Here is a 25,901-nt window from a genome sequence, read left to right on the forward strand (position 1 = left end):
AAAAAGGCTGTCTAGAAAGATCTAGCAGCCTTTTTATTATAATTTTTTATGCTCATTTTTATTCGTAACACCGAGATGTTTTTGAAGGGTAGTTGAAATAGTATCGACGCTTTTTTCATTTGGCACGTAATAATAAATACCACCTATATATTTATCTGTACCTTCTACTTGCATTTTTTCCATCTTTAAATTTGAATCCATTGAATTTTTTGTAATTGTCATCATATCATCAAAAGTTAAATTGGTTTTTAAGTCTTTATCGACAGCGTCTAGTAGGCCACCGATTTTATTAATGGAATTAAGAGATAGTGCCTTTTCAGCAATGGCCTCTAATACAAGCTGTTGTCGTTGGCCACGCATATAATCACTATCGATGTGACGAGTTCTAGCTAGTGCCAGTGCCTCTTCTCCATTTAAATGTTGACGTCCTTTTTTTAGATGAATTGCATCTGCTTCATCTTTACTATTTTGCTCTGTGAATTCAACTGGAACGTCCACAGTAATGCCACCAAGAGAATCAACAATTTTAATAAAGGATTTAAAATTGAATTTTACATAATAATCAACTGGAACATCTAAAAAGTTCTCTACCGTATCAATTGTGCTGTCTACACCACCGAATACGTGCGCATGTGTGATTTTATCGTATTTATCACGTGATTTAATGTAGACGCGTGAGTCACGTGGAATGCTTACAAGTTTAACGGATTTATCGTTTTTATTAATTGTTGCAAGTAATAACGCATCTGTTCGAGTTGCTTTTCCATAACCTTTTTCCCTAATATCACTTTCATCAACACCCATAATTAGTACGGAAATATTGTCGGTCATAGGTTTAACAGCTTTTTCACGTTTACTGGACTTATCTCCTCGACCTAGTTCAGCATAAGCATTATTTAAGACGGACTTTGCTTTACTGTATATATGGAAGGAATAGCCTCCTGCTCCAAGTGCTACAATTAGTAATGGAATAAGAAGGAACCAAAGTAGGCGTTTTTTCTTTGAGCGTCCTTTTTTGGCTCGCGTATCTTTGTTCGTGTCGGATTTCATCATTTTTTCTCCTTTAAAACTATCAAAGTGTATACATTTAGAAGTGTATTCAAACACATAAAAAATATTTTACGCTAAATAAAAGCGATTGTACATGTATAAAAAATAGATGTCTTGATTATTTATCCCGTATTAACGGGTAGTAAAACTCCCACCTCCAAGTCCAGTGAATGCAATGAAGTTAGGTGGGAGATAACTGCCCGTAAATACCCGATTGGTGAAGGCTAATAATCAGAGTGGGGATAGCCCCACTCTGATTAAAGTTTCACTTTATAAGACATCTATTCGTTATTGTATACAAAAGATAGGGATAAGAAAATGATAAAATTTTACCTAATTACAACATAATGCTTACGATAATTGCAGATAAAATACTAACGAGAGTAGCTCCATATAGTAATTTAAGGCCAAACCTCGCAACAACGTTTCCTTGTTCTTCGTTTAGTCCTTTTACCGCACCTGAAATAATACCAATGGAAGAAAAATTGGCAAAAGATACAAGGAAAACAGAAATAATACCAACTGTACGGGGAGAAAGGCTATTAGAAATTTTACTAAGGTCCATCATTGCGACAAATTCATTCGTTACAAGCTTCGTTGCCATAATGCTGCCAGCTGCTACAATTTCAGAGCTTGGTACACCGATAAGGAATGCGATAGGTGCAAATACGTAGCCAATTAATTGTTGGAACGTAATACCGAATATAATGAGGAACAAGTCATTAATACAACTAATTAATGCGACAAATCCGATGAGCATAGCGCCGACAACAATGGCTACACGAAAACCATCAAGAATGTATTCTCCAAGCATTTCAAAAAAGCTTTGTTTTTCACCTTTGATTTCTAAAATATCTTCGTCATCTTTAACGTCGTAAGGGTTAATGATGAGTACGATAATAAAACCGCTAAATAAATTGAGAACGAGTGCAGTTACTACATACTTAGGTTCAATCATTGTCATATAGGCACCTACGATAGACATAGATACGGTTGACATAGCGGAGGCACAAAGTGTATAAAGACGGTGTTTTGGAATTTGAGCTAATTGCTTTTTCACTGTAATAAAAACCTCTGATTGGCCGACAATGGCAGAGGCGATAGCGTTGTAAGATTCTAATTTTCCAAGACCATTTATTTTACTAAGAAAGTACCCGATCCAACGAATGAAAAATGGTAGTATTTTGAAATGTTGTAATATACCAATTAAAACAGAAATAAAGACGATTGGTAATAATACAGTAAGGAAAAATGGCATTTCACCTTTATTTGCAAGACCACCAAATACGAAATTTATTCCATTAGCAGCATACTCGAGTAGCTTTGTAAACAAACTGGAAATGATTCTAATAAGTATGAGGCCGATTTCTGTATTTAATAGTAAATAGGTTAAAATTAACTGTATAATAAGCATGATAAAAATTGGTTTAAATTTAATATGCTTCTTATTATTGCTAGCAATATAAGCGAGCAAGAAAACAACAATTAATCCGACGAAAAAAGTAATGAATTTCATGGTAAGCCCCCTAAAAGAGATATTCTGCTATATATGTTTTTCATTTCAAGGGAGAATATGCATCTTTGGTAAAGAAAGGAATAGAGAGAGTATGAATATATGTAGAGTGCATCACGTTGCAATTATTTGTTCGAATTATGAGACGTCAAAGGATTTTTATACTAGAATATTAGGGTTTAAAGAAATGAATGAAGTATATAGAAAGGAACGAGATTCTTATAAATTAGATTTATGTGTAGGAGAAGAGTATCAAATCGAATTATTTTCATTTCCAAATCCGCCTGAGCGCAAAAGTTTTCCAGAAGCAGCCGGTCTTAGACATTTAGCATTTGCTGTTACAAATATAGAAGAAGCTGTGAAGCATTTAAATCAATGTGGTGTTGAGACCGAACCGATCCGTATTGATGAAATAACGTGGAAGAAATTCGTCTTTTTCCAAGACCCTGATGGTTTACCTTTAGAATTGTATGAGGTTTGAAAATTGGTGGATTTTATATAGAGTTGCTTTCCAATAATTGAAGAAACTAAAGTGAAACTTCTTTTTAAAAGGAGGTGTAACTTTAGCTAAGAAAGCTAAAGAGCATATGTGGATATTTTAAAATTATTGATGGTAGTCATTCTTATTGGGTTAACAGCATTTTTTGTGGCTGTTGAATTTGCAATTATTAAGGTACGTAGCAGTCGTATTGATCAACTCGTTAGCGAAAAAAGACGAGGTGCACTGGCCGCTAAAAAGGTAACTACAAATTTAGATGAATATTTATCGGCCTGTCAGCTAGGCATTACAATTACTGCTTTAGGGCTCGGGTGGTTAGGGGAACCAACCATTAAACATTTACTCGAGCCGTTGTTTTTAAAATTGCAATTCTCACCTACAATTTCCAGTACAGTTTCATTTATTATTGCCTTTGCAGTAATTACATTTTTACATGTTGTCATTGGGGAACTTGCTCCAAAGACATTTGCTATACAAAAAGCAGAACAAGTTAGCTTATTGTTATCTAAACCACTTATTTATTTTTACCGAGTTATGTATCCGTTTATTTGGGCTTTGAATGGTTCAGCGAGGGTTGTAACTGGTTTATTCGGATTACATCCAGCTTCTGAACATGAAGTAGCTCATTCAGAAGAAGAATTAAGGTTAATCTTATCTGAGAGCTATGAGAGCGGAGAGATTAACCAAAGGGAATTTAAATATGTAAATAATATTTTTGAATTTGATAATAGAGTAGCAAAAGAAATTATGGTACCTCGTACGGAAGTTGTAGGCTTATATGAGGACGAACCATTTGAAACACATATTAAAGTAATCGCGCAAGAAAAGTACACGAGATATCCTGTATTTGGTGAAGATAAAGATGAAATTATTGGGATGGTTAATGTAAAAGATTTATTTATTCGTTATATGGATGGTAGTCGGGACGAGGAGTGCTCGATTATGCCATATACAAGGCCAGTTATTGAAGTGCTAGAAAATATTCCAATTCATGATTTACTATTACAAATGCAAAGAAAACACATTCCATTAGCTGTATTGTATGATGAATATGGTGGTACAGCAGGGATTGTTACACTAGAAGATATTTTAGAAGAAATTGTTGGAGAAATTCGAGATGAATACGATGAAGATGAGAATCCACCTATAGAGCATGTAAGTGAAGGTTATAAAATCGTAGAGGGAAAAGTGCTTATTAGTGAAGTAAATGATTTGCTTGGCATACATTTAATTGCTGATGATGTAGATACAATTGGTGGCTGGATTATGGTACAAAAACAAATCGTTGCTGAAGGAGATGTTATTGAGAAATACGGTTTTTATTTTAAAGTCCTTGAAAAGGATATGCATCAAATTAAACGAGTGGAAATAAGGAAAGTAGAAGAATGATTTTCTATAAACTTTAATAAAAAGGATATGCAGAAAAATAAATGTTTGCGCTTTCAAAAAAGGTACTATATAGTGAAGGTGGATACTGAAAAATTCTTCTGAATGATACTCGTGTTTTTCGAGGGCGGATTTTTTGGATAAGGATTTAGAATGAAAAAGTATAGGTGATAAAAATGATAGCAACGAAGGATATACGTATAGAAAAAGATTTTTTAGGTGAAAAAGAAGTACCAAGTGCAGCTTATTATGGTGTACAAACATTACGTGCCGTAGAAAACTTCCCAATTACAGGATATCGCATTCATCCATCACTCATTACAGCAATGGCAATTGTGAAAAAAGCGGCGGCGCTTGCGAATATAGATACTGGTTACTTAGCTAAAGACATTGGACATGAAATTGCAGAAGCAGCGCAAGAAATTGTTGATGGAAAGTTTCATGATCAATTTATCGTAGACCCTATTCAAGGCGGAGCCGGAACTTCTATTAATATGAATACAAATGAAGTAATTGCGAATAGAGCGTTAGAACGTATGGGATATGAAAAAGGGGCGTATGCGAAAATTAGCCCAAACACTCATGTGAACATGGCCCAATCAACGAACGATGCGTTTCCGACAGGAATTCATATTGCAACTCTTATGATGTTAGAAAAGCTTCTTATTACAATGGAAGAACTTCATTCTGCTTTTCGTAAAAAAGCAAAAGAGTTTGATCACGTTATTAAAATGGGACGCACACATTTACAAGATGCAGTTCCAATTCGCCTTGGACAAGAATTTGAAGCGTATAGCCGAGTGCTTGCGCGTGATATAAAAAGAATTAAACAGTCTCGTCAACATTTATATGAAGTGAATATGGGGGCGACAGCTGTTGGTACAGGATTAAATGCAAATCCTACGTATATTGAACAGGTGGTAAAACATTTAAGAACGTTTAGTGGGTTCCCACTTGTTGGTGCAGAGCATTTAGTTGATGCAACGCAAAATACAGATGCATACACAGAAGTATCTGCAGCACTTAAAGTATGTATGATGAACATGTCTAAAATTGCAAACGATCTTCGTATTATGGCGTCTGGGCCACGTGTTGGGTTGGCTGAAATTCAATTGCCAGCACGTCAGCCGGGTTCATCGATTATGCCAGGTAAAGTAAATCCAGTTATGGCAGAAGTGATTAACCAAGTCGCATTCCAAGTAATCGGAAACGATCATACAATTTGCTTAGCATCAGAAGCAGGACAATTAGAGTTAAACGTAATGGAGCCTGTGCTTGTATTTAATTTAATTCAATCTATAAGTATTATGAATAATGGATTCCGTGTATTCCGTGAATATTGTATTGAAGGAATTACAGCAAATGAAGAATTGCTGAAGCAATATGTTGAGAAAAGTGTTGGAATTATTACAGCAGTTAATCCTCATATTGGTTATGAAGCAGCATCTCGTATTGCACGTGAAGCGATTGAAACAGGAAAATCTGTTAGGGAGTTATGTTTAGAGCATGGTGTACTGACAGAAGAGGAATTGGATATTATTTTAGATCCATTCGAAATGACTCACCCTGAAATTGCTGGAGCTTCTTTATTAAAAAATAAAAAAATGTAATGTGAAAAACACCGATCCATTTGGATCGGTGTTTTATTTTTAAAAGATATTAAATACAGCGTTTAATTGAAGTAAGCTAATAACAGCTAAGAAGATTAAACTGTATTTCATTGCTGTTTTAAATAGAGCAGATTCTTTACCAACTAGTCCAACTGCGGCACAAGCAACTGCTACAGATTGTGGTGAAACCATTTTTGCCATTGTACCACCTACTACGTTTAAGGCAACGAGTGTAGAAGGGACGATGTTTAACTGGTCTGCTGTTACTGCTTGAAGTGGTGCGAATAAAGAACCACTTGAAACTACTGAACCTGTAATGAATACGCCAATCCATCCTAAGATTGGAGAAAGAATTGGGAATGCATTACCAGTAGAAGAGAATGCAAGTCCAAGTGTAGATGACATACCAGAGTAGTTCTCTACGTAAGCTAATGCGATAACGCTACAAATTGTATATACTGGGGCTTTTAATTCTTTCATTGTTTCAATCATTAATTCTTTAACCATTTTACCTTTTACGCGGTAAACGATAAGTGAAACGATAATTGCTAGTACAATCGCAGTAGTTGTAGAAGAGAATACATCAAATTTGAAAACAGCTGCGAAAGGTGTATCAGCTTTTGTAATTGGTGTAGTTTTCATAACAGCATTATGAAGACCAGGGAACTGAATGTTAAATACTAAGTTTGCTAACGCACCATCTGGAGCAAATAAAGCTTTAATCGGTTTTAAGTTAAAGATTGTTACAAATGCAGTTAAGAATACGAATGGAGACCAAGCATATAAAATTTGATTGAATGTATGTGATACTTTAGTTTCTTGTTTTTCTTCTTTAGTAGAAGATTTTGGTTGCCAAACACGTAAGAATAATGCAAGAGCAATCATACTTACAACGGCTGCAAAAATATTAGTAAGTTCTGCGCCTAAGAAGTAAGTTACAGCGAATTGAGTAATAGCGAAAGAAACACCACTTACAAGAATACCTTGCCAAGTTTCTTTAATACCTTTAATTCCATCGACCATTGAAACAAGTAAGAAAGGTAAGATAACACTAATGAAAGGTAAAATAAGAACAGTTTGACGACCAATAGTTAATGCGTCAAGTTGAGTTAATTGTGCTGGTACTGTAACTGGAATACCCATAGCACCCATAGCACCACCAGCAATATTAGCTACTAAACAAATACCTGCTGCTTTTAATGGATTAAAGCCCATACCTACAAGTAGTGCAGCTGTAATAGCAACTGGAACCCCTAGACCAGCTGCGCCTTCTAAGAAAGCACCGAAAGAATAAGCGATTAATAATACTTGTAAACGTTGATCATTTGTAATGCTTGAAATACTATCGCGAATAATATTGAATTGCTCTGTTTTAACAGTTAATTTGTAAAGGAAAATTGCGGCGATAACGATAGTACAAATTGGATAAAATCCAGATAAAACACCGAATCCGGCAGATGCTACAGCTACTGTTGCTGGCATTTTATAAACAAATATTGCAAGGATAATAGCGACAATCACACTATAAAGACCAGCCATGTAACTTTTCATTTTGAATCCCATTAAACAAATGATGAAACAAAAGATTGGAAGTGCTGCGATTAGTGCAGATAACCAAATATTGTTTAACGGGTCATAAATTTGTGTCCAAGTACTCATAATAATGACAACTCCTATCTATTATATGTGAAGAAATTCACATTATTTGTGAAACAATTCACAATCAACTTACATGCTTAGTATATTCTCCTTCAACACTATTGTCAACGTAAAAAAGTATAATTATTCCATAATAGTGTTAAAAGAAAAGCTTTGTTCATAAAGTAGACAAAAAACACACTCAAATGAATTTAAGTGCGCTGTATAAACTATGTGCATATTATTTTGCTTATTCAGATGGCATGTTCTTTATAGGTGTATATTAGATGAAGTCTTTTATATTAAGTATAAAGTTTGATATATGCAATTATCTGTCCTGTTTGATCTAGTGGGGGGAACGGTGAGTGGATTTAATAGGAAGTTTTGCACAACAATCCAACCGCTTGCAATACGAATAAAAAATAAGAAACAAATTTTTAATATCACATCATCTCTTTTTACTGAAAATTCCTTTTAGCGTAACAAAGAGGTTAATTATAGTTCAACTACATTACGATAGGTTATCAATTATAGACGGTATTTTACAATACCGTTACTGTGCATTTCAATGAGGTGAAAATATAACAAAAAGCCTGATAAAACAACGTTTGCAAGCAAAGTATTCGTAGGCCATTATTTTGCTTTTTCGTTATATCATATAGTATAATATTCAAAATCAGCAAGGATTTTTTCCTGAATTTTTGCTGATAAAGATGGAAAAAATTTTCGGCTTTATAGGTTGATAAAGTTATGTCGTAACAGGAAATATAAGAACAGATATATAAATAAATAAAAAGAACATAAAAACGCAAATAAAAACGAAAATGAGGGGAACTTTATGAGCCAAAATCAATTCGAATGTCGTATTTCAGAAGAAGATGTACAAATGTTAAGAGCGTTAGCTCACCCACTTCGTCTACGTCTAGTAATGGAACTTATGCAAAGAGGAACATGTAATGTAACACAGCTACAGGAAGTATTAGAAATTCCACAATCAACTGTTTCACAACATTTAACGAAGTTAAAGCAAAATAAAGTAGTACGCTTTGAAAGACGAGGATTAGAAGTGTATTATCAAATCCATAATGATAAAGTAAGTGCGGTAGTAAAAACATTATTTTCTTAAAATTTGAATATTATGGAAAAAGACGTGTAGAATATACGTCTTTTTTTATTTGTCAGAAAGGTAGCGAGAGAGTAAATATTAGCATGTTAGGAAGAAATGACTATCAATCAACATGCTGCCTGACGGAATATATTCTAAAAGGAAAAGAAAAAATAAAAAGGAGTGTAGTAAGCAAAAGGAGGGATAGTAGTATGGATGTGAAACGTGTGAAACAAATCTTATCTTCTTCAAGTAGAATTGACGTTACATATGAGGGCGTACCAGTATGGATTGAGAGCTGTGATGAGCAGAAGGGGAGTGCTCAAGTGTATGATGTATCTAATCCTGGTGAGAGCGTTCATGTGGACGTGACAGCTTTAGAGGAGAAGTAATAAAAAAGACGCTTCTAATTTTAGAAGCGTCTTTTTGTTATTCCATCATATGTGCAATTTTCTTAGAGAACATAAGAAGTACTAATCCCAGTACAATTACGATAATACCGATGCTTGCGAATACTTCTAAATATCCTAAAGATTGAGTGAAAGCGGCTAATTGTCCTGCTAATAAGTTTGCGAAGCCAGTACCAGCTAACCATACACCCATTAATAATGATGCTAATTTAACAGGAGCAATTGCACTTACCATAGATAATCCGATTGGTGATAAGAATAACTCACCGATTGTGTGGAACATGTAAGTGAATACAATGAATAGTAAGTTTGCTTTCATTGTAATGTTACCTTCATCGCTACCAGTTTTTAAAACAGCTAAAGTTAGAACTAAATATCCAATCCCTAGTAAAATCATGCCTAATGCCATTTTTGTTGGGATTTTCAAATCGCCATTTTTTGTTTTTGAAAGCTTAATCCATAACGCAGAAACAGGTAATGCTAGTAAGATAATGAATAGTGGGTTTACAGATTGGAACCAAGGTGTTGGAATTGTAAATCCACCAATTGTACGATCTACGAACTTATCTGTGTAAAGTGTTAAAGAACTACCAGCTTGCTCAAATCCTGCCCAGAAGAATACTACGAAACAAGTTAAAATTAAAATTGCAGCAGTACGTTTTTTCTCTTGTGTTGTTAAAGGTTTTTTCTCAATTGCTTTTGCATTTTTTTCTTTAGATTGTTTACCTACAACAGTTGTTCCGATAGACCCTAAGTAACGAGGTGCTAAGAAATTAAAGGCAAGCTGCCCAATAATCATACCGATACAAGCTGTTAAGAAACCGTATCTATAATCTGCGAAGTAACCGCAAATGAATGGAGCGATAAGAGCTCCTAAGTTAATCCCCATGTAGAAGATAGTGAAGGCACTATCACGACGAGAATCGTTGTCGCTATATAATTGACCTAATAAAGTCGAAATATTTGGTTTGAAGAATCCGTTACCAATAACTAATAATCCTAATCCTAAGAAAAGTCCAGTTTTTGTGTTCATTGAGAATAATACAAAGTTACCAATTGCCATGATGATACCACCAATAGTAATGGCATGTCGCTTCGTAATGAAATGGTCAGTTAACCAACCACCAATAATCGGTGTGAAGTATACTAACATTGTGAAAATACCGTAAATTTGAACTGCAACTGCTTTATCAAATCCTAAACCGCCGCTTACTAAGCTCGTTGTTAAATAAAGAACTAATAAGCCACGCATTCCGTAATAACTAAATCTTTCCCATGCTTCTGTAAAGAACAACAAGTATAACCCTGGTGGATGTTTTTTTGGTGATTGTTGCTCTCCAGCTTTGTCTAATTTTAAAGCTGCATCCATTTTTGTTTCCCCCTAATCCTGTATAACGGATATTTATGTAATCATTTTAATTTACAAAATATTTAGAAGTCAATAGAATTATATGGAAATAGAAAGAAAATTTCTAAAAAAGTTCTATTTTTCTTCGACCGTTACTGTATTTTGCCCTGAAAACGAGATGATAAGCGTTTTCAAATGTAATAATTGAATTCTAAAAGAAAATAAAATAGTGATTAATCAGAAAATTTAGATTAAAACATTTATTCTGATATAAAGAAAATATATTCTATTTACTTTCTCAATATAACATATTGGGAATAAAAATACAAAACGAAATAATGTGACATTTAAGTGAATTGAAAAATAACCAGCTCCACAGAAGGGAGCTGGTTAAGGAAATATTATTTAACAAAGCGTTTTTCGATGTCATCTAATAGTAGGTTAGCGGCCATTACGCCACCAGCTGTATTCCAAATAACGTCATCAACTTTGTATGCTTTACCATTTTTTACTGCATTTAAATTTTTAAATAGAGGATCGTTTATATACTCTTTTTCTAGTTCAGATCCTTTTTTCTCATTTCCTTTATCGAATGTGAAGTAGAATAATACGTCACCATCCATAGCAGAAATACGCTCTTTAGATACGTTACGCTCTGCAAAATCATCTTTATTTTGATCTCCAGGACGTTTAAATCCAAGTTCTTTTAAAATAACACCAGAGAATGTATCGCCATGATAAATACGAACATCACCAGGCATGAAACGAACCATAGAGATTTCTTGGTTTACTTTATCGCCAAGTTTGCCTTTTAAATCTTTTATACGTGATTCGTAATCAGCTACAACTTTTTGACCTTCTTTTTCTTTATTTAATGCTTTTGCATAAAATTTGAAGTTATCTTTCCATTCACCACGTAATGTTTCTGAGAACACAGTAGGTGCAATTGCTTTTAGTTGTTCGTACACTTTTTCGTGGCGCATTTTATTACCGATAATTAAGTCTGGTTTTAAAGAAGCAATTGTTTCAACGTTAACTTGTCCTTCATCACCAACAACTTTTACATCTTTCATTTTATCCTTAATATGTGGATACCATGGGTCACCAGTCCAAGACTTTACAGCACCAACTGGTTTCACACCTAATTCAAGTAAAGCTTCAGTTCCTTCATTTGTTAAGATAACTACACGTTTTGGATTAGCAGGAACTTCTGTTTTACCCATTGCATGTTCTACAGTAACCACTTCTTTTTTATTATCTTCTTTTGTAGATTCTTCTTTGTTATTTGATTTTCCACAAGCGCTTAAAAGCATTGAAAATGCTAGTAAAAATACAAATACTGTAAACGATTTCTTCCGCATGAAATTCATTATGTACCCCCTACATGTTGAGAATATTTTTCAATAGCAAGCATGATATTAAGCCTTTATCTTTTGATTGTCAATACATATGGGTGAAAATAATTCTCATTTCCGTTGACAATGAGAATTAAGTTGAAATACACTAACAACGTATCATTATACATTGAAGGGGAAACGCTGCATGTTATTAAAAACAAATCGAGCAAAATGGATTGGATTATTTGTTGGAATCATTGCAGTCGTTATTTGTATTTGGGGAAGTATTATTTTCGGGTATACAAATACGAGTTGGAAACTAGCATTGGATGCTTTTTTCCATTTTAACGGTTCCAATGAACATATTATTATTCAAAATGTACGTCTGCCTAGGGCGTTAATTGCAGCTAGTGTTGGTGCTAGTTTAGCCATTGCTGGTTGTCTTATGCAAACTTTAACTAAGAATCCACTTGCTTCTCCAGATTTTATTGGATTAAATTCAGGTGCTGCGTTCTTCATAGTTGTAGCAATTGTAATCTTTTCAGTAACATCATTATCAGCTTTCACATGGATTGCCTTTTTAGGAGCGGCGGTTGCAGCTGTACTTGTATTTGCTTCTAGTTCTTTAGGAAAAGAAGGAACTACTCCTCTTAAGTTAACGTTAGCAGGGGTCGCAATTAGTGCGTTATTTTCATCATTAACACAAGGATTACTTGTGTTAAATGAAAAAGCACTTGAAGAGGTATTATTTTGGCTTGCTGGATCTGTGCAAGGGAGAAAGTTAGAAATTTTACAATCTGTATTCCCATATTTATTAATAGGATGGATTGCATCTCTTATGATGGCAGGGAAAGTAAATACATTGATGATGGGAGAAGACGTCGCGAAAGGACTTGGACAACGAACAATTTTAATGAAATCATTCGTGTTACTTATTATTGTACTGTTGTCTGGTGGTTCGGTTGCGGTTGCTGGCCCAATTGGATTTATTGGAATTATTACTCCGCATTTTGCGAGATTTCTTGTTGGAGTTGACCACAGATGGAGAGTGCCTTATAGCGGATTGTTAGGTGCAATACTACTAATATTGGCTGATATAGCAGCAAGATATGTCATTATGCCACAAGAAGTACCAGTAGGAGTTATGACAGCATTTATTGGAGCTCCATTCTTTATTTATATTGCACGTAAGAGAGGGCTTAGCAAATGAAGAAATATATTCCGTTTCGTATAGGAAAAGGTGAGCTCTCGTTTTTAATGTATAAACGAGCTTGTCTCGTCTTGTTAAGTTTACTAGTTGTTTTAATAGGATTATTCTTTGCGAGCGCAGGTATGGGAGACATGAAAATTGCTCCTTATGACGTATGGCAAGCAATTACTGGAAATGGCGATGCGATGTCAAATATGGTTGTGAATAAGTTTCGTATGCCACGTATTTTAATTGCTATCCTCGTAGGAATTGCGCTTGCTGTAGCAGGATGTATTTTACAAGGTCTCGTTCGAAATCCACTTGCTTCTCCGGATATCATCGGGATTACGGGCGGGGCAAGTGTTGCAGTTGTATTGTTTTTAGCTATATTTAGTGATAAAAATAATGCGCTAACTGTAAGTATTCATTATATGCCGTTAGCAGCCTTTGTTGGGGCAACGATTGTGGCGCTTTTTGTATATTTATTTGCATGGAGAAATGACGGGTTATCGCCGATTAGTCTTGTTTTAATTGGTGTGGGGTTTTGGGCATTAACGAAAGCGGCAACGACTTTGTTTATGTTGTTAGCACCAATTTATCAAGCGAGTCAAGCGAATGTATGGATTACAGGTACTGTTTATGGTTCTTCATGGCAAAACGTTATGGTGCTTGCACCGTGGGTTCTCATTTTAACGGTAATATCATTTATAGCTGCTAGACATTTAAATGCGCAAGAGCTAGGGGATGATATTGCGGTAGGACTTGGTGTTCCTTTAACGAAGTCACGCGTATTCATGTTATTACTTAGTACGGCTTTAATTGGGGGAGCAGTTGCCTTCGCCGGAGGAATTGGATTTGTCGGTTTAATGGCACCTCATATTTCACGAAGGCTAGTTGGTTCTTTATACGGTGCATTACTCCCAGTTGCAGCTATTGTTGGTGCAATTCTAGTACTTGCTGCAGATTTAATTGGGCGTACAGTTTTCACACCACTTGAAATTCCAGCAGGGGTATTTACATCAGCAATTGGTGCACCTTATTTTATTTATTTACTTTATAAAAGTCGGAATTCATAAAGGGAGATGAATATGCAAAAAGCATTGGAGACGAAACGTTTGACGTTGTCTTATGGTGAAACAATTATTATCGATGAGTTGAATTTAGAAATTCCAAAAGGTGAAATTACAATCTTTATCGGTTCCAACGGTTGCGGGAAATCAACTTTATTACGTTCACTAGCTAGATTATTAAAGCCAACAACTGGTGACATTTTGTTAGATAATCAAGCTATTCAAAGTATGCAAACGAAGCAAATTGCTCGTCAAATGGCAATTTTACCGCAAGGACCGCAAGCACCTGAAGGGCTTACAGTATTGCAACTTGTAAAACAAGGACGCTATCCATATCAAACATGGCTGAAACAGTGGTCAGAAAAAGATGAGGAAATGGTACAGAAGGCACTTGCAGCAACAGGTATGACAGAATTTGCTGAGCGTGATGTGCATGCTCTTTCAGGTGGACAACGACAACGTGCTTGGATTGCAATGACGCTTGCACAAGATACAGATATTATTTTACTGGATGAGCCTACTACATATTTAGATATGACTCACCAAATTGAAGTGCTAGATTTATTATTCGAATTAAATGAAACAGAACAAAGAACAATTGTTATGGTATTACACGATTTAAATTTAGCATGTCGCTATGCAGATAACATTGTAGCCATTCAAGATAAACAAATATATGCACAAGGTAAACCTGAAGAAGTGGTAGATGAGAAACTAGTACGTGATGTATTCCGAATGGAGTGTCAAATTAGTACGGATCCGTTATTTGGAACACCGCTTTGTATACCTCACGGAAGAGGAAGACGTGTAGTTAAAGAAGTTGCTCAGGCAATGAGATAAAAAAACGATGAGTGATTCATCGTTTTTTTATTTGGTACAAGAAAATAAGAGGAAGAGAGGAATACGTAAGCGACGTTTATACTCTTCTTCATCTTGAAAATAGGTTGGATTTGGTGTAGCTTCTTTTAATGATGTAATGGTAAATCCGGCTTGCTGTAATAATGTAAAATAATCTTCCGTTGTACGATGATATTTAATAACTTCTTGGTCAATCCATGGTTCAACCCGTTTGCCTAGTTTAAAGTAATCATCGACGAGCCAACTCGTTCTTTTACCACTTGTTTGTAAGCTTTCAAACGAAGAAGTAATAACGGGATGTTGAACGCTAAAGGTAAAGGTGCCATTTGTTTTTAAAGTTTGAAACACATTTTGACAAATGGTATCAAGATGTTCAATATAATGTAAGGCGAGTCTAGATGTTACTAAATCAAAAGTGGAAGAGGGGTAGGTATAATCTTTGAGGTTTAAAAAATGAACAGTTCCATTTTTATTTTCTAGTTGTTTTTTAGCTTTTTCATACATAAGTTCGGAGCCTTCAATGCCGGTGTAAGAGTAGCATCCCTTTTCTAATAATTCCGCGCCAAACTTAGCATCACCACAGCCTAAATCGAGAATTTGTTTTCCTCGTACATGACCAATGAGCTGAAAGAATATTGGTTTTTCAATGGATTCATTTGGGCTATTTTCTCGGTATCTTCGTTTCATATATTGTTCGAAAAATGCTGTGTTATTGTATACATCAGATTCTGTAAATGCCATGTTTGAAACCTCCCGAAATATTTTTTTAATTCTATCAAATATGAAAAGTAAATAATAGATTTATTGTAATGAATCATATATAATCTAAAATTGTAAGCGGTTACTTTAAACTATTTTTCTATAATAAATTCTGAAAACGTGTTAAGCTAGTAGAGGGATTATTAGAACTATTAAGACAATAATCCGCTTACATGAACGATGGGAGGCTTCACGATGTCTAGTAAAACACTTGCGAAATTTTTAGAAGAAAATTTAGAGGATTTAAAATCAAAGGGGCTTTATAACGTAATTGATCCGCTTGAGAGTTCAAATGGACCGATCATTACAATTGGCGGAAAAGAATATATTAACTTATCTTCAAACAACTATCTTGGATTAGCAACAGATAGTCGTTTGCAAGAAGCAGCAATTGGTGCTATTCATAAGTACGGTGTTGGAGCAGGGGCTGTTCGTACAATTAACGGTACTTTAGATTTGCATATTAAGTTAGAAGAAACAATTGCAAAGTTTAAACATACAGAAGCAGCAATTGCTTATCAATCAGGATTTAACTGTAATATGGCAGCGATTTCAGCCGTTATGGATAAAAATGATGCAATTCTTTCAGACGAATTAAACCATGCTTCTATTATTGATGGTAGTCGTCTATCAAAAGCAAAAATTATTGTTTATAAACATTCGGATATGGAAGATTTACGCCAAAAAGCAATTGCGGCGAAAGAATCAGGTCTTTACAATAAATTAATGGTAATTACAGACGGTGTCTTTTCAATGGATGGAGATGTTGCAAAACTACCAGAAATTGTTGAGATTGCAGAAGAGTTAGATTTAATGACATACGTAGATGATGCACACGGTTCAGGTGTACTTGGAAAAGGTGCAGGAACTGTAAAGCACTTCGGTCTTTCTGATAAAGTTGATTTCCAAATTGGTACATTATCAAAAGCAATTGGGGTAATTGGTGGATATGTAGCAGGGAAACAAAATTTAATTGACTGGTTAAAAGTTCGTTCACGTCCATTCTTATTCTCTACAGCATTAACACCAGCTGATGCAGCAGCTTGCATGAGATCAATTGAAATCTTAATGGAAAGCACAGAGTTACACGATCGCTTATGGGAAAATGGTCGCTACTTAAAACAAGGATTAAAAGAACTTGGCTTTAACATTGGGGAAAGTGAAACGCCAATTACACCTTGTATCATTGGGGACGAAGTATTAACACAAGAATTTAGTAAACGTCTAAATGAAGAAGGTGTATACGCAAAATCTATCGTGTTCCCAACTGTAGCAAAAGGAACAGGGCGCGTTCGTAATATGCCTACAGCAGCTCATACGAAAGAAATGTTAGATGAAGCAATTCTTAAGTATGAAAAAGTAGGAAAAGAAATGGGCATCATTTAAGTAACGACATCTTTTGAATAGCTTGCAAATGAGGAGTGGGGAAAATGAAAAAAATTCTAGTAACCGGTTCTTTAGGGCAAATTGGTTCTGAACTAGTAATGAAACTTCGTGATGTATACGGCGCATCAAATGTTATTGCAACAGATATTCGTGAAACAGATAGTGAAGTAGTAACGTCTGGTCCATTTGAAACGTTAGATGTAACAGATGGACAAAAACTACATGATATCGCAAAGCGTAATGAAGTAGATACAATTATTCATTTAGCAGCTTTACTTTCAGCAACAGCAGAAAAAAATCCGTTATTCGCATGGAACTTAAATATGGGCGGACTTGTAAATGCATTAGAAGCAGCTCGTGAATTAAACTGTAAGTTCTTCACGCCAAGTTCTATCGGTGCATTCGGTCCATCGACGCCAAAAGATAATACACCGCAAGATACAATTCAGCGTCCTACTACGATGTATGGGGTAAACAAAGTGGCAGGAGAATTACTATGTGATTATTATCATCAAAAATTTGGCGTAGATACGCGCGGTGTCCGTTTCCCAGGTTTAATTTCTTACGTAGCTCCTCCAGGAGGCGGAACGACTGATTATGCAGTTGAAATTTATTATGAGGCGATTAAAAAAGGTGCATACACCTCATACATTGCTGAAGGAACGTACATGGACATGATGTATATGCCTGATGCTTTACAAGCGATCATTTCATTAATGGAAGCTGATCCAAGTAAGCTAGTGCATAGAAATGCATTTAACATTACAGCAATGAGCTTCGAGCCAGAGCAAATTGCAGCGTCAATTCGTAAACACATTCCGACGTTTACAATGGATTATGCAGTAGATTCAGCTCGTCAAACAATCGCTGATAGCTGGCCAAACTCTATTGACGCAACTGCAGCAATGAAAGAGTGGGGCTTTAAAGCAGAATACGATTTAGACAAAATGACAACTGACATGCTGGCTAAGTTAAAAAAAAAGCTCACAGCTGAGTTAGTGATGAATTAATAGGAAGAGTCGATTCTTAGGAATCGGCTCTTCATTATTTTTGGGAGGAGAGAAGTCTTATGCAAAGAGTTGATGTCGTATACGCACTAATACATGACGAAGAAACAGATAAAATATTAATGGTACATAATGTAGAACAAAACGTTTGGTCATTGCCAGGTGGGGCTGTGGAAAAAGGTGAAATATTAGAGGAAGCACTAATAAGAGAAGTGAAAGAAGAGACAGGTTTAACCGCCTTGGCTGGGGGGCTTGTTGCGATCAATGAAAAATTCTTTGAAGAATCAGGGAATCATGCACTATTTTTTACATTCCGAGCGAATGTAGTAAAAGGGGAACTTATTGCGGAAGATGAAGGTGAAATTTCTGCAATAGAGTGGGTAGATCGAACAATTGCGAATGAGCGTTTCCCATACTATGACGGAGGATTTGAATCTTTATTAGAAGTAGCCATTCCATACAAGTTTCAACCAGAAACAAAGTAATTGAACGAAAAAACAGGAGCCACAAGGCTCCTATTTTCTATTCAATCGTCTTCAGTAATAGTTTTTTCAGCAATGGTTTAATCTTCAATCGTAAATCTTCAGCATGATTTGCAACTAAGAAGTGATGGTTATAAATGTTTTTCATCAATTGATAAGTTGCTTCTTTCGCTTCGCCTTCTTCGATGAAGATACCGATTACTTCCATACCACTTTTACGCGCGAGTTTAACAGCTTCATGCGTATCTAAAATTCCGTCTTGTTGATAGTCTAGCGCAGAAGGCTCACCGTCTGTGAAGACTAGTAAGAATTTATGTTTCTCAGGTCTTTTGGCAAGTTTTTCAGAAACGATACGAATAATATATCCGTCGCGGTTATCTTCTTCTTCACGAAGTTGCATAATTTCTGGACCAACGTTTGGCAACGTTGAGTTTTTATAATTTACAACTTCATGGATAACGTTCGGCTTATCTTCAGGTTTAGCGCTAGAGGCATCTTCCCAAAATCCGCTAATAGCGTGCGGGATTTTTAAAGACTTTAAAGCTTCATGGAATAGTACAACACTCTTCTTCGTTTCTTCCATTTTGTTATACATAGAACCAGAACAGTCAACTAATAGTTGGAATGCAACATCGAGTTCTTGTGACTCTTGTCCTTTTTTATAAAACATACGCGGTTGTTTTTCGGTATAAATACGAAGGAATTTCTTACGAAGTCTTCCGTAATATTTATCACTATTCGCATTCGTTTTATTTTCAATTGTTTTTTCGATAATTTTCTTTAATTCTTTTACATCTTTATTGACGACTGATTTGATAGCTTGGTAATCTTTTTTCTCATCTGAGTTTGGTTTGCGAGCTTCTTTAAATGTATGAGAAGCACCTACATTATACTTACCGTATGCACCGTCGTGCTGGCTAGAAGCGTGTGAAGCCCTTGCTTCTTCTGTATCAGCGCCATCAAAGTTGGATTGTGTATTTTTTTGTGAGGTACCTTGTACAGAACCAAGTGCTTGGTCGCCATCTTCTGATTCACGGGCAGTATCACCCATCATATTAGTTTTTGTTCCGCTTTCTAATTCAAAGCGTAAAAAGTTCTCGTTTTCGTTATTTTTATTTTCACGATGCCATGTGGAGAAACTTTCATCCATTTTGTTTTTATTTTCATCGTCATCTATAAGCTGCGTATCATCATTTGCTAAATCTTCGACGCGACAGTTCTTTTCGTCTGCAAGGACAGATAAGTAAAGTGGAGCATGTCCGAAATAGTTGTTAAGCATATCGCTTTCAAGAAGCGCCTCTAAGCGATAGCGAATTTTCTCAACGATATACATAATATCTTCTGTATTACGTGCTTGGAATGTTTCATGTAAAATCGCTTCAATTTGCTCAAAATATTCATTATTAAACATTTCGTATTTATCGCTAGTTAATGAAAGATAGCATAGGCAAAATAGACGATCACCGTGATAATTACGAACACGGTTTATTTCATTTTGAGAGCCGAAATAATTGCGGTACATTTCTTTTCGACGTTTAAAAACATGCTTCGTGCCAGGACGTAAGTTCTTTACGATTTCCTCAACGCGTAAATCTTCTAATAGAACAAATAATTGTGTTAAAAACTTTTTTAGGGGCGATTCTTGCAATTCAATCGCATAAGAACGAATTAAAGTCATGTCCGAGTAATGTTTATTACCAAGTGCTTTTAAGAACACTTCGCTTTTTAATCCGATTACTGTATCTTCTTCTTTTCGATCATCCCAAAAGTGACTAATGACAACTTTCTTTTCAATTTCGTCGTAGTATGCTTTATAGCCATATTCAAGATAGGCATCGTCTTCTTTTAGAAGGGCATACATTAAGTTTTCCATTTGTAGAAACAGCGACGCATCAATTTTTTTGTCACTAAAAATTTGTCTCATAAATTATCCCTCAAAGAAATAACTTTCTGCTAATTCACGGACAGTCATTTGTTCTGTTTCATCATTAAGTTTTGCAATTATGCTTCGTTCAATCGCTCGCATAACAGGAATATATACACCTAAATCACATGCGTCGATAATACCACGAATACTTGCTGCTTCTTCACTTACACGTCCATCGCGAGCTAAAGGCATAAGGTCGCTTGCAAATGCAACAAACTTTTCAATTGTTGCAACATCATTTAATTTTGATTCTGCTAATAATAGTTCTTTTAATGTATCACCTTGAATGTAAGGAACTTCAATAATAACGAAACGGTTTTTTAACGCTTCATTTAGTTCACTTGTTCCAACGTAACCTTCGTTAATCGCAGCAATTACACGGTATTCGTCATCACCGTATACAACCTCTTGTGTAAATGGGTTTGTAATCATTTTACGGTAATCTAATGCGCCGTGAAGAAGTGGTAACGTTTCAGGTTTTGCCATATTGATTTCGTCAATATATAGGAAGTGACCGTTCTTCATTGCTTTCATAAGAGGACCGTTAACGAATGAAACTTCAGATGCACCATCTTTCGTTTGTAGTGTGTTGTATCCTAAAATACCCTCTACATCTAAGTCGACAGAGCAGTTAATGCTATGCATTGGTTTTTGGAATAAAGAAGAAAGAGTTTCCGCTAGTACTGTTTTACCACTACCAGTCGGTCCTTTTAATAGAATATTCTTGCCAAGAAGAAGTGCTGTAATCGCATCTTCAATAATGCTATTATCAGACGCTTTATATATTTTCGTTCCGATTAAATGTGCATTTTCACCAGCTTCTTGTTTATTCTTTTCATGAATCGTAGAAAGCTGTTGTTTTAAATCAGCATGTATATGAAATTGTTCTAACATGTATTTCCCACCTAACATTATTTTCATAAAGTAATACATCTTATGATAACTTGTTTTAATATGGTATGCAAAGAAAAGGAAGGAGGATAAAGGGAAAAGAAAAAGCAATCAAGATGAAGTTGATTGCCTACAGTAAAGGAGAAATGAGCCTCATGAAAGACTCCAATATGCGTTTTTTTATACTTCTTTTTTGGAAAGAGTTCCATTTAATTTCAGTTGAATGTTTAAAATCTTCTTCAAAATCACGTTTAATGTCGTGAACTGTTTTTGATTCATAAAGCACGCTAATAATTTCGTAATTCAATTCAAAGCTACGTACATCCATGTTCGCTGTTCCAATAGTTGCAATTGTATCATCAACGAGTACAATTTTTGCATGCATAAAACCATCTTTATAACTGTAAATAGAAGCACCAGCTTTTAAAAGCGGAGTGAAATAGGATTGAGATGCTTGATCACTAATGATGCTATCACTTTTACCTGGATATAAAATCCGTACATCTATTCCGGCAATTGCACTTAAGCGTAATAATGTTAAAGTTTCTTGATCTGGAATAAAGTAGGGTGTAGCGATCCAAATGGATTTTTTTGCAGAGCCCATAACAGCTAATAATGTATTACGAATACTTTTATCATCGGAGCTTGGTCCGCTTGCTACGATTTGAACAGCACCTTCTGCATTTGAAATCTCTTTACCTGGGAAGTATTGTCTATTCATAAATTGATCCCAGGAATAAGTATTTAAACCACTAGAGGCATAGAGCCAGTCTTCTAGAAAGATTGCTTGTAATTTATATAATGCTTTTCCTTCTATTTTTAAATGACTATCACGCCAAACAGGAAATTTCTTGGAACGGCCAAGATATTCATCACCGACATTGAGTCCTCCGGTAAAACCAATTTTTCCATCTACAATAACAATTTTTCGATGGTTACGATAATTGACAGTTTCAAGTAACCAAGCTGAAAAAATAGGGTCAAATTCTACAATTTCAATCCCAGCTTCTTTCATAGGTTGCAAAAATCGTCGTCGTAACGTATTACTTCCAAGGCCATCATAAAGGAAGCGTACAATAACACCATCTTTTGCTTTTTGTATTAAAGCATCTCGAACTTTTGTACCAATTTCATCAGATTTATAAATGTAGTATTGAATATGTATATGATGCTTTGCCTGCTCTATAGCTCGCAAAATTTCTGAAAATGTTTGATCTCCGTTTGTTAAAAGTTTTGTAGTTGTTTTATCTGCGGCAGGACCACCTCCAAATTTTTGTATGACTTCTGTTAAATGTATGGAACGTTCATTTAGTGGGACTGTGAGTAATAACTCTAGTCTTCTTCCTTCTAATATTTCACGGAATAATTTTCTTTGTTCTTCTGAACGATGGAGATGTTTTTTTCTTCTCCAGCGGCTGCGTCCGAAAATAGCGTATAAAAGCACACCTATAATAGGAAGAAGTGCTAATACTAAAAACCATGCTAACGTACTTTGTGGAGATCTATTTTCTATAAAAATAACGAATGAAATTCCGACGATTGTGATGGACCATAGAGCACCGACAAATGTATATAACGAAATATACGATGTATTTAATAGGAACAGAACGATAGATACGATTGTAAATATTAATAGTAATTGAACGATAGGCTTTTTCATTTCTATATAATTCCCCTAATCTTTTTTCAATATAGACTTCTTAAATAGAAGATGTAATATGACATCTTTATTATAAGGTGTTTTGCTTTTTTTACAAAATATAGACATATCACCTATACTTTCCGCATTTGTCCTACATACAGTGTACTATCCCATTTTTTATCTCACTCTTAACGCATATGAAAATGAAAAAATCGAAAAGGAGCGGAGAAACATGAATTATATAGAAAACAATGGATTGTACTATCGGAATCATCATCATGGAGGACACAATCATGGTGGGCACAATCATAACGGTGGACATCATCACCATGGAGGACACAATCACTATGATCACCATCATCATCACGGAGGCGGATGGGGCTGGGGTGGTGGTAGTTCATGGGGAGGCGGATTTTTCCCTGGAAGCTTTGCAGGAGGAGTGTTAGGCGGACTGACAGCTGGTGCATTAACAGGTGCAACAAGTGGAGGATATTATCCGGCTCCATATCCAGTAGCTTATCCATCACCATACCCTGTAACGTATCCAATGCCATACCCAGGTTATCAGCAAATACCATATTCGTATTAAACTAAAAAAGAGGCTATCCTCTTTTTTAGTTTAATACAGTATTTATTTATAAAATAATTCCAAAGTTAAGGTGGAAATATGTTAATATTTTGTTATTGTAATTCAAAAACATACACATTAATGTAGATTTTCATATTATTATTTGTGAATAGTTATGTAGTATGATCTAATTTCTATTTCGTTATTAAAAACAAAGAGATCAGATATGAGTGGTATTAGTTGGAAACAAGGCTTGCATAGAGCTACTTAAAAGGATTGCGGTATAATAAGGCGCGAAGTAATTAGAGATATGGGAAGCTACCAGTTATAATTGAAACGGTATAATATTGCTTTTTATTACAAATAATATTATGTTATTTTAATCGGTTTATTTAAAAAGATAATTTATGTAAAGGGCTAGTATTAGAAAATGAAATATCTCTATTTCTATGAAGAGAAACAGGTTGTGTTTTAGTCAGATAGAAGCAAGGAGAGATGCGCATGCTAGAACAGAGAGGTCATGCATTATATGACTCTTCGTTGCGAGATTTAAAGTTAGCATTAGATGAGTCTTCAATTGTTGCAATTACAGACCGAGAAGGTCTTATTACATATGTAAATGATAAATTTTGTGAAATCTCTAAATACAAAAGGGAAGAATTAATTGGAAAAGATCACCGTATTTTAAATTCAGGTCATCATCCGAAAACCTTTTTTCAAAACTTATGGAAACGTATTTTGAATGGGAAAGTATGGACAGGTGAGATTCGGAATCGAGCGAAAGATGGTACATATTATTGGGTCAAAACAACAATTGTTCCATTTTTAAATGAAAAAGGAGAGCCATACCAGTTTATCGCAATACGAAATGATATTAGTAGTAGAAAAGAAGCGGAACAGAGGTTGCGGCTAAGTGAAAGTCGTTATAGGGAACTTGCCTATCATGATGCTTTAACGAGTTTGCCGAACCGTTTGCAATTAATAACGACCGTTAATAAATTGATTGCAGATAAAAAAGAATTTGGTATGATTTACTTTGATTTGGACCGTTTTAAATTAGTAAATGATACGTTAGGTCATATGATAGGGGACTTACTTTTAAGCGAAGTCGCTTCAAGGTTGCATTATGTACTAGGAGAGAAAGATGTTCTGGCTAGGCTAGGTGGCGACGAATTTGTGCTGTTAACAAAAAATCATAGACAAGATGATATGAGGCAGTTAGCGACATCTGTGTTGTCATGTTTCCAGGCACCATTTATTCTTGAAGGCCATGAAGTATATATTTCAGCTAGTCTAGGACTTTGTTCTTATCCACAAGACGGACAAGACGTGGAAACATTATTGAAAAACTCCGACTTAGCTATGTATAGTGCAAAAGAACAGGGGAGAAATGCTGCATGTTTCTTTACAGATGAGCTACGCGCGAAAATAAATCGTAGAATGAAAGTTGAGTTTGCTTTGCAAAAGGCAATTCGTGATGAAGAGTTAGATGTAGTATTGCAGCCTATTATTGATTTGAAAACGAAGAGATATTCTGGTATAGAAGCTCTAGTACGCTGTATGACAGAAGACGGACCTATTTCACCAAACGAATTTATCCCGGTAGCTGAAGAGTCTGGACTTATTATAAAGCTAGGAGACTGGGTATTAGAAAAATCGTGCCGATTGTTTAAAACATTGCCCAATTATCAAGAAGGACTAAAGTTATCAGTGAATTTATCTATACAACAATTAATGCAGAAACGTTTTATTTTCTCTGTACGTAGCATTTTAAAGAGAACTGGTTTTCCTCCGAACCGTTTAATATTAGAAATAACGGAAAGCATAGCAGTCCGCCATTTTGATTATATTATTGCTACATTACAAGAATTAAGAAATATGGGTGTTTTAATTGCTTTGGATGATTTCGGAACTGGCTATTCTTCCTTATATTATTTAAAACAACTACCACTGGATATTGTAAAAATTGATCGTAATTTTATTCGTGAATTTCATTATGATCACGCACAACCAGAACGAACGATTGTAAAATCCGTTATTGAAATTGCTCATAGTTTAAATTTAGCAGTAGTTGCTGAAGGAGTAGAAACAGTAGAGCAAGAGAGTTTGTTACAATCAATGAGCTGTGATTATGTACAGGGATTTTATTATGCGAAACCTTTATCTGTAGGAGAGCTAAAAGAAAAGTTAATTACAGATTTTTAATAAAAAAGAGAAGCCAGCAGC

The 25,901-nt window shown here is 35.2% G+C and carries 22 protein-coding genes; 13 read left to right on the forward strand and 9 right to left on the reverse strand.

The features are described 5' to 3' along the window. Positions 1 to 36 precede the first annotated feature (36 nt). Positions 37 to 1,053: an LCP family protein gene (locus tag AU379_RS26425; protein ID WP_044584123.1), complete on the reverse strand. Its 1,017-nt coding sequence runs from the start codon at positions 1,051 to 1,053 to the stop codon at positions 37 to 39. Positions 1,054 to 1,387: 334 nt separating this feature from the next. After that, entirely contained in the window at positions 1,388 to 2,566 is a 1,179-nt protein-coding gene (locus tag AU379_RS26430) for a nucleoside transporter C-terminal domain-containing protein (protein ID WP_000668870.1), read from the reverse strand. A gap of 91 nt (positions 2,567 to 2,657) precedes the next feature. On the opposite strand from AU379_RS26430, the gene AU379_RS26435 reads away from it, so the two are divergent. From AU379_RS26435 to aspA, 3 genes are all read left to right on the forward strand, one after another. Further along, positions 2,658 to 3,044 (forward strand): VOC family protein, encoded by a 387-nt coding sequence (locus AU379_RS26435; protein WP_061140052.1) that lies wholly within the window; start codon positions 2,658 to 2,660, stop codon positions 3,042 to 3,044. A 108-nt stretch (positions 3,045 to 3,152) separates the two neighbouring features. After that, complete coding sequence (locus tag AU379_RS26440) at positions 3,153 to 4,451, forward strand: hemolysin family protein (RefSeq protein ID WP_061140053.1); 1,299 nt, start codon at positions 3,153 to 3,155, stop codon at positions 4,449 to 4,451. A 173-nt stretch (positions 4,452 to 4,624) separates the two neighbouring features. Beyond that, positions 4,625 to 6,058 carry an aspartate ammonia-lyase gene (gene aspA / locus AU379_RS26445; protein ID WP_000562130.1) on the forward strand — a complete coding sequence of 478 codons (1,434 nt, stop codon included), beginning with the start codon at positions 4,625 to 4,627 and terminating at the stop codon, positions 6,056 to 6,058. 39 nt (positions 6,059 to 6,097) lie between these two features. On the opposite strand, the gene AU379_RS26450 is transcribed toward aspA, so the two are convergent. Next, positions 6,098 to 7,717, reverse strand: a complete 1,620-nt coding sequence (locus tag AU379_RS26450; protein ID WP_030023043.1) for a lactate permease LctP family transporter — start codon at positions 7,715 to 7,717, stop codon at positions 6,098 to 6,100. A gap of 817 nt (positions 7,718 to 8,534) precedes the next feature. Here AU379_RS26450 and AU379_RS26455 point away from each other — a divergent pair. Together AU379_RS26455 and AU379_RS26460 are read left to right on the forward strand one after the other, a co-directional pair. Further along, positions 8,535 to 8,822: a metalloregulator ArsR/SmtB family transcription factor gene (locus tag AU379_RS26455; protein WP_000081428.1), complete on the forward strand. Its 288-nt coding sequence runs from the start codon at positions 8,535 to 8,537 to the stop codon at positions 8,820 to 8,822. Positions 8,823 to 9,013: 191 nt separating this feature from the next. Then, a complete protein-coding gene (locus tag AU379_RS26460; RefSeq protein ID WP_000382679.1) occupies positions 9,014 to 9,193 on the forward strand; it encodes an acid-soluble spore protein H in 180 nt (59 codons plus the stop codon). A 37-nt stretch (positions 9,194 to 9,230) separates the two neighbouring features. Here the strand turns inward: AU379_RS26460 and AU379_RS26465 are convergent, their stop codons facing one another. Further along, positions 9,231 to 10,580, reverse strand: a complete 1,350-nt coding sequence (locus tag AU379_RS26465; RefSeq protein WP_044584126.1) for a peptide MFS transporter — start codon at positions 10,578 to 10,580, stop codon at positions 9,231 to 9,233. Positions 10,581 to 10,960: 380 nt separating this feature from the next. Then, a complete protein-coding gene (locus AU379_RS26470; protein WP_001010274.1) occupies positions 10,961 to 11,929 on the reverse strand; it encodes an iron-siderophore ABC transporter substrate-binding protein in 969 nt (322 codons plus the stop codon). A 172-nt stretch (positions 11,930 to 12,101) separates the two neighbouring features. On the opposite strand from AU379_RS26470, the gene AU379_RS26475 reads away from it, so the two are divergent. Genes AU379_RS26475 through AU379_RS26485 form a run of 3 tightly spaced genes read left to right on the forward strand, consistent with a single transcriptional unit; the run spans position 12,102 to position 14,995 of the window. Then, positions 12,102 to 13,106: an iron ABC transporter permease gene (locus AU379_RS26475; RefSeq protein WP_000925232.1), complete on the forward strand. Its 1,005-nt coding sequence runs from the start codon at positions 12,102 to 12,104 to the stop codon at positions 13,104 to 13,106. Beyond that, positions 13,103 to 14,161: an iron ABC transporter permease gene (locus tag AU379_RS26480; RefSeq protein WP_000760054.1), complete on the forward strand. Its 1,059-nt coding sequence runs from the start codon at positions 13,103 to 13,105 to the stop codon at positions 14,159 to 14,161. The genes AU379_RS26475 and AU379_RS26480 overlap by 4 nt, the downstream gene beginning before the upstream one ends. A gap of 12 nt (positions 14,162 to 14,173) precedes the next feature. Further along, complete coding sequence (locus tag AU379_RS26485; RefSeq protein WP_001167962.1) at positions 14,174 to 14,995, forward strand: ABC transporter ATP-binding protein; 822 nt, start codon at positions 14,174 to 14,176, stop codon at positions 14,993 to 14,995. Between the two features lie 27 nt (positions 14,996 to 15,022). Here AU379_RS26485 and AU379_RS26490 read toward each other — a convergent pair whose 3' ends face one another. Then, a complete protein-coding gene (locus tag AU379_RS26490; protein ID WP_061140054.1) occupies positions 15,023 to 15,754 on the reverse strand; it encodes a class I SAM-dependent methyltransferase in 732 nt (243 codons plus the stop codon). A 213-nt stretch (positions 15,755 to 15,967) separates the two neighbouring features. Between AU379_RS26490 and AU379_RS26495 the strand changes: the two genes are divergently transcribed. From AU379_RS26495 to AU379_RS26505, 3 genes are read left to right on the forward strand one after another with little or no spacing between them, the layout of a single operon-like run. Further along, positions 15,968 to 17,158 carry a glycine C-acetyltransferase gene (locus tag AU379_RS26495; RefSeq protein ID WP_000095905.1) on the forward strand — a complete coding sequence of 397 codons (1,191 nt, stop codon included), beginning with the start codon at positions 15,968 to 15,970 and terminating at the stop codon, positions 17,156 to 17,158. Between the two features lie 44 nt (positions 17,159 to 17,202). After that, a complete protein-coding gene (locus AU379_RS26500; protein WP_000723129.1) occupies positions 17,203 to 18,168 on the forward strand; it encodes an L-threonine 3-dehydrogenase in 966 nt (321 codons plus the stop codon). Positions 18,169 to 18,227: 59 nt separating this feature from the next. Next, on the forward strand, positions 18,228 to 18,650 hold the full coding sequence (locus tag AU379_RS26505; RefSeq protein ID WP_001189940.1) for an NUDIX hydrolase: 423 nt from the start codon (positions 18,228 to 18,230) through the stop codon (positions 18,648 to 18,650). Positions 18,651 to 18,687: 37 nt separating this feature from the next. Here the strand turns inward: AU379_RS26505 and AU379_RS26510 are convergent, their stop codons facing one another. The 3 genes from AU379_RS26510 to AU379_RS26520 form a co-directional block, all read right to left on the reverse strand. Continuing rightward, a complete protein-coding gene (locus AU379_RS26510) occupies positions 18,688 to 20,571 on the reverse strand; it encodes a VWA domain-containing protein (protein WP_061140055.1) in 1,884 nt (627 codons plus the stop codon). 3 nt (positions 20,572 to 20,574) lie between these two features. Beyond that, positions 20,575 to 21,468, reverse strand: coding sequence for a MoxR family ATPase (locus AU379_RS26515; RefSeq protein ID WP_000892973.1), 894 nt, complete (start codon positions 21,466 to 21,468; stop codon positions 20,575 to 20,577). A 127-nt stretch (positions 21,469 to 21,595) separates the two neighbouring features. Next, positions 21,596 to 23,125 carry a cardiolipin synthase gene (locus tag AU379_RS26520; protein WP_000743031.1) on the reverse strand — a complete coding sequence of 510 codons (1,530 nt, stop codon included), beginning with the start codon at positions 23,123 to 23,125 and terminating at the stop codon, positions 21,596 to 21,598. Positions 23,126 to 23,339: 214 nt separating this feature from the next. Here AU379_RS26520 and AU379_RS26525 point away from each other — a divergent pair, with 214 nt between their 5' ends. Together AU379_RS26525 and AU379_RS26530 are read left to right on the forward strand one after the other, a co-directional pair. Then, a complete protein-coding gene (locus tag AU379_RS26525; protein WP_001106406.1) occupies positions 23,340 to 23,696 on the forward strand; it encodes a hypothetical protein in 357 nt (118 codons plus the stop codon). Positions 23,697 to 24,176: 480 nt separating this feature from the next. Beyond that, complete coding sequence (locus AU379_RS26530; protein ID WP_000893342.1) at positions 24,177 to 25,880, forward strand: EAL domain-containing protein; 1,704 nt, start codon at positions 24,177 to 24,179, stop codon at positions 25,878 to 25,880. The last annotated feature ends 21 nt before the right edge of the window (positions 25,881 to 25,901 follow it).

Origin of the sequence: Bacillus sp. JH7 (genome assembly GCF_001563515.1) — a bacterium.
Lineage (GTDB): Bacteria > Bacillota > Bacilli > Bacillales > Bacillaceae_G > Bacillus_A > Bacillus_A cereus.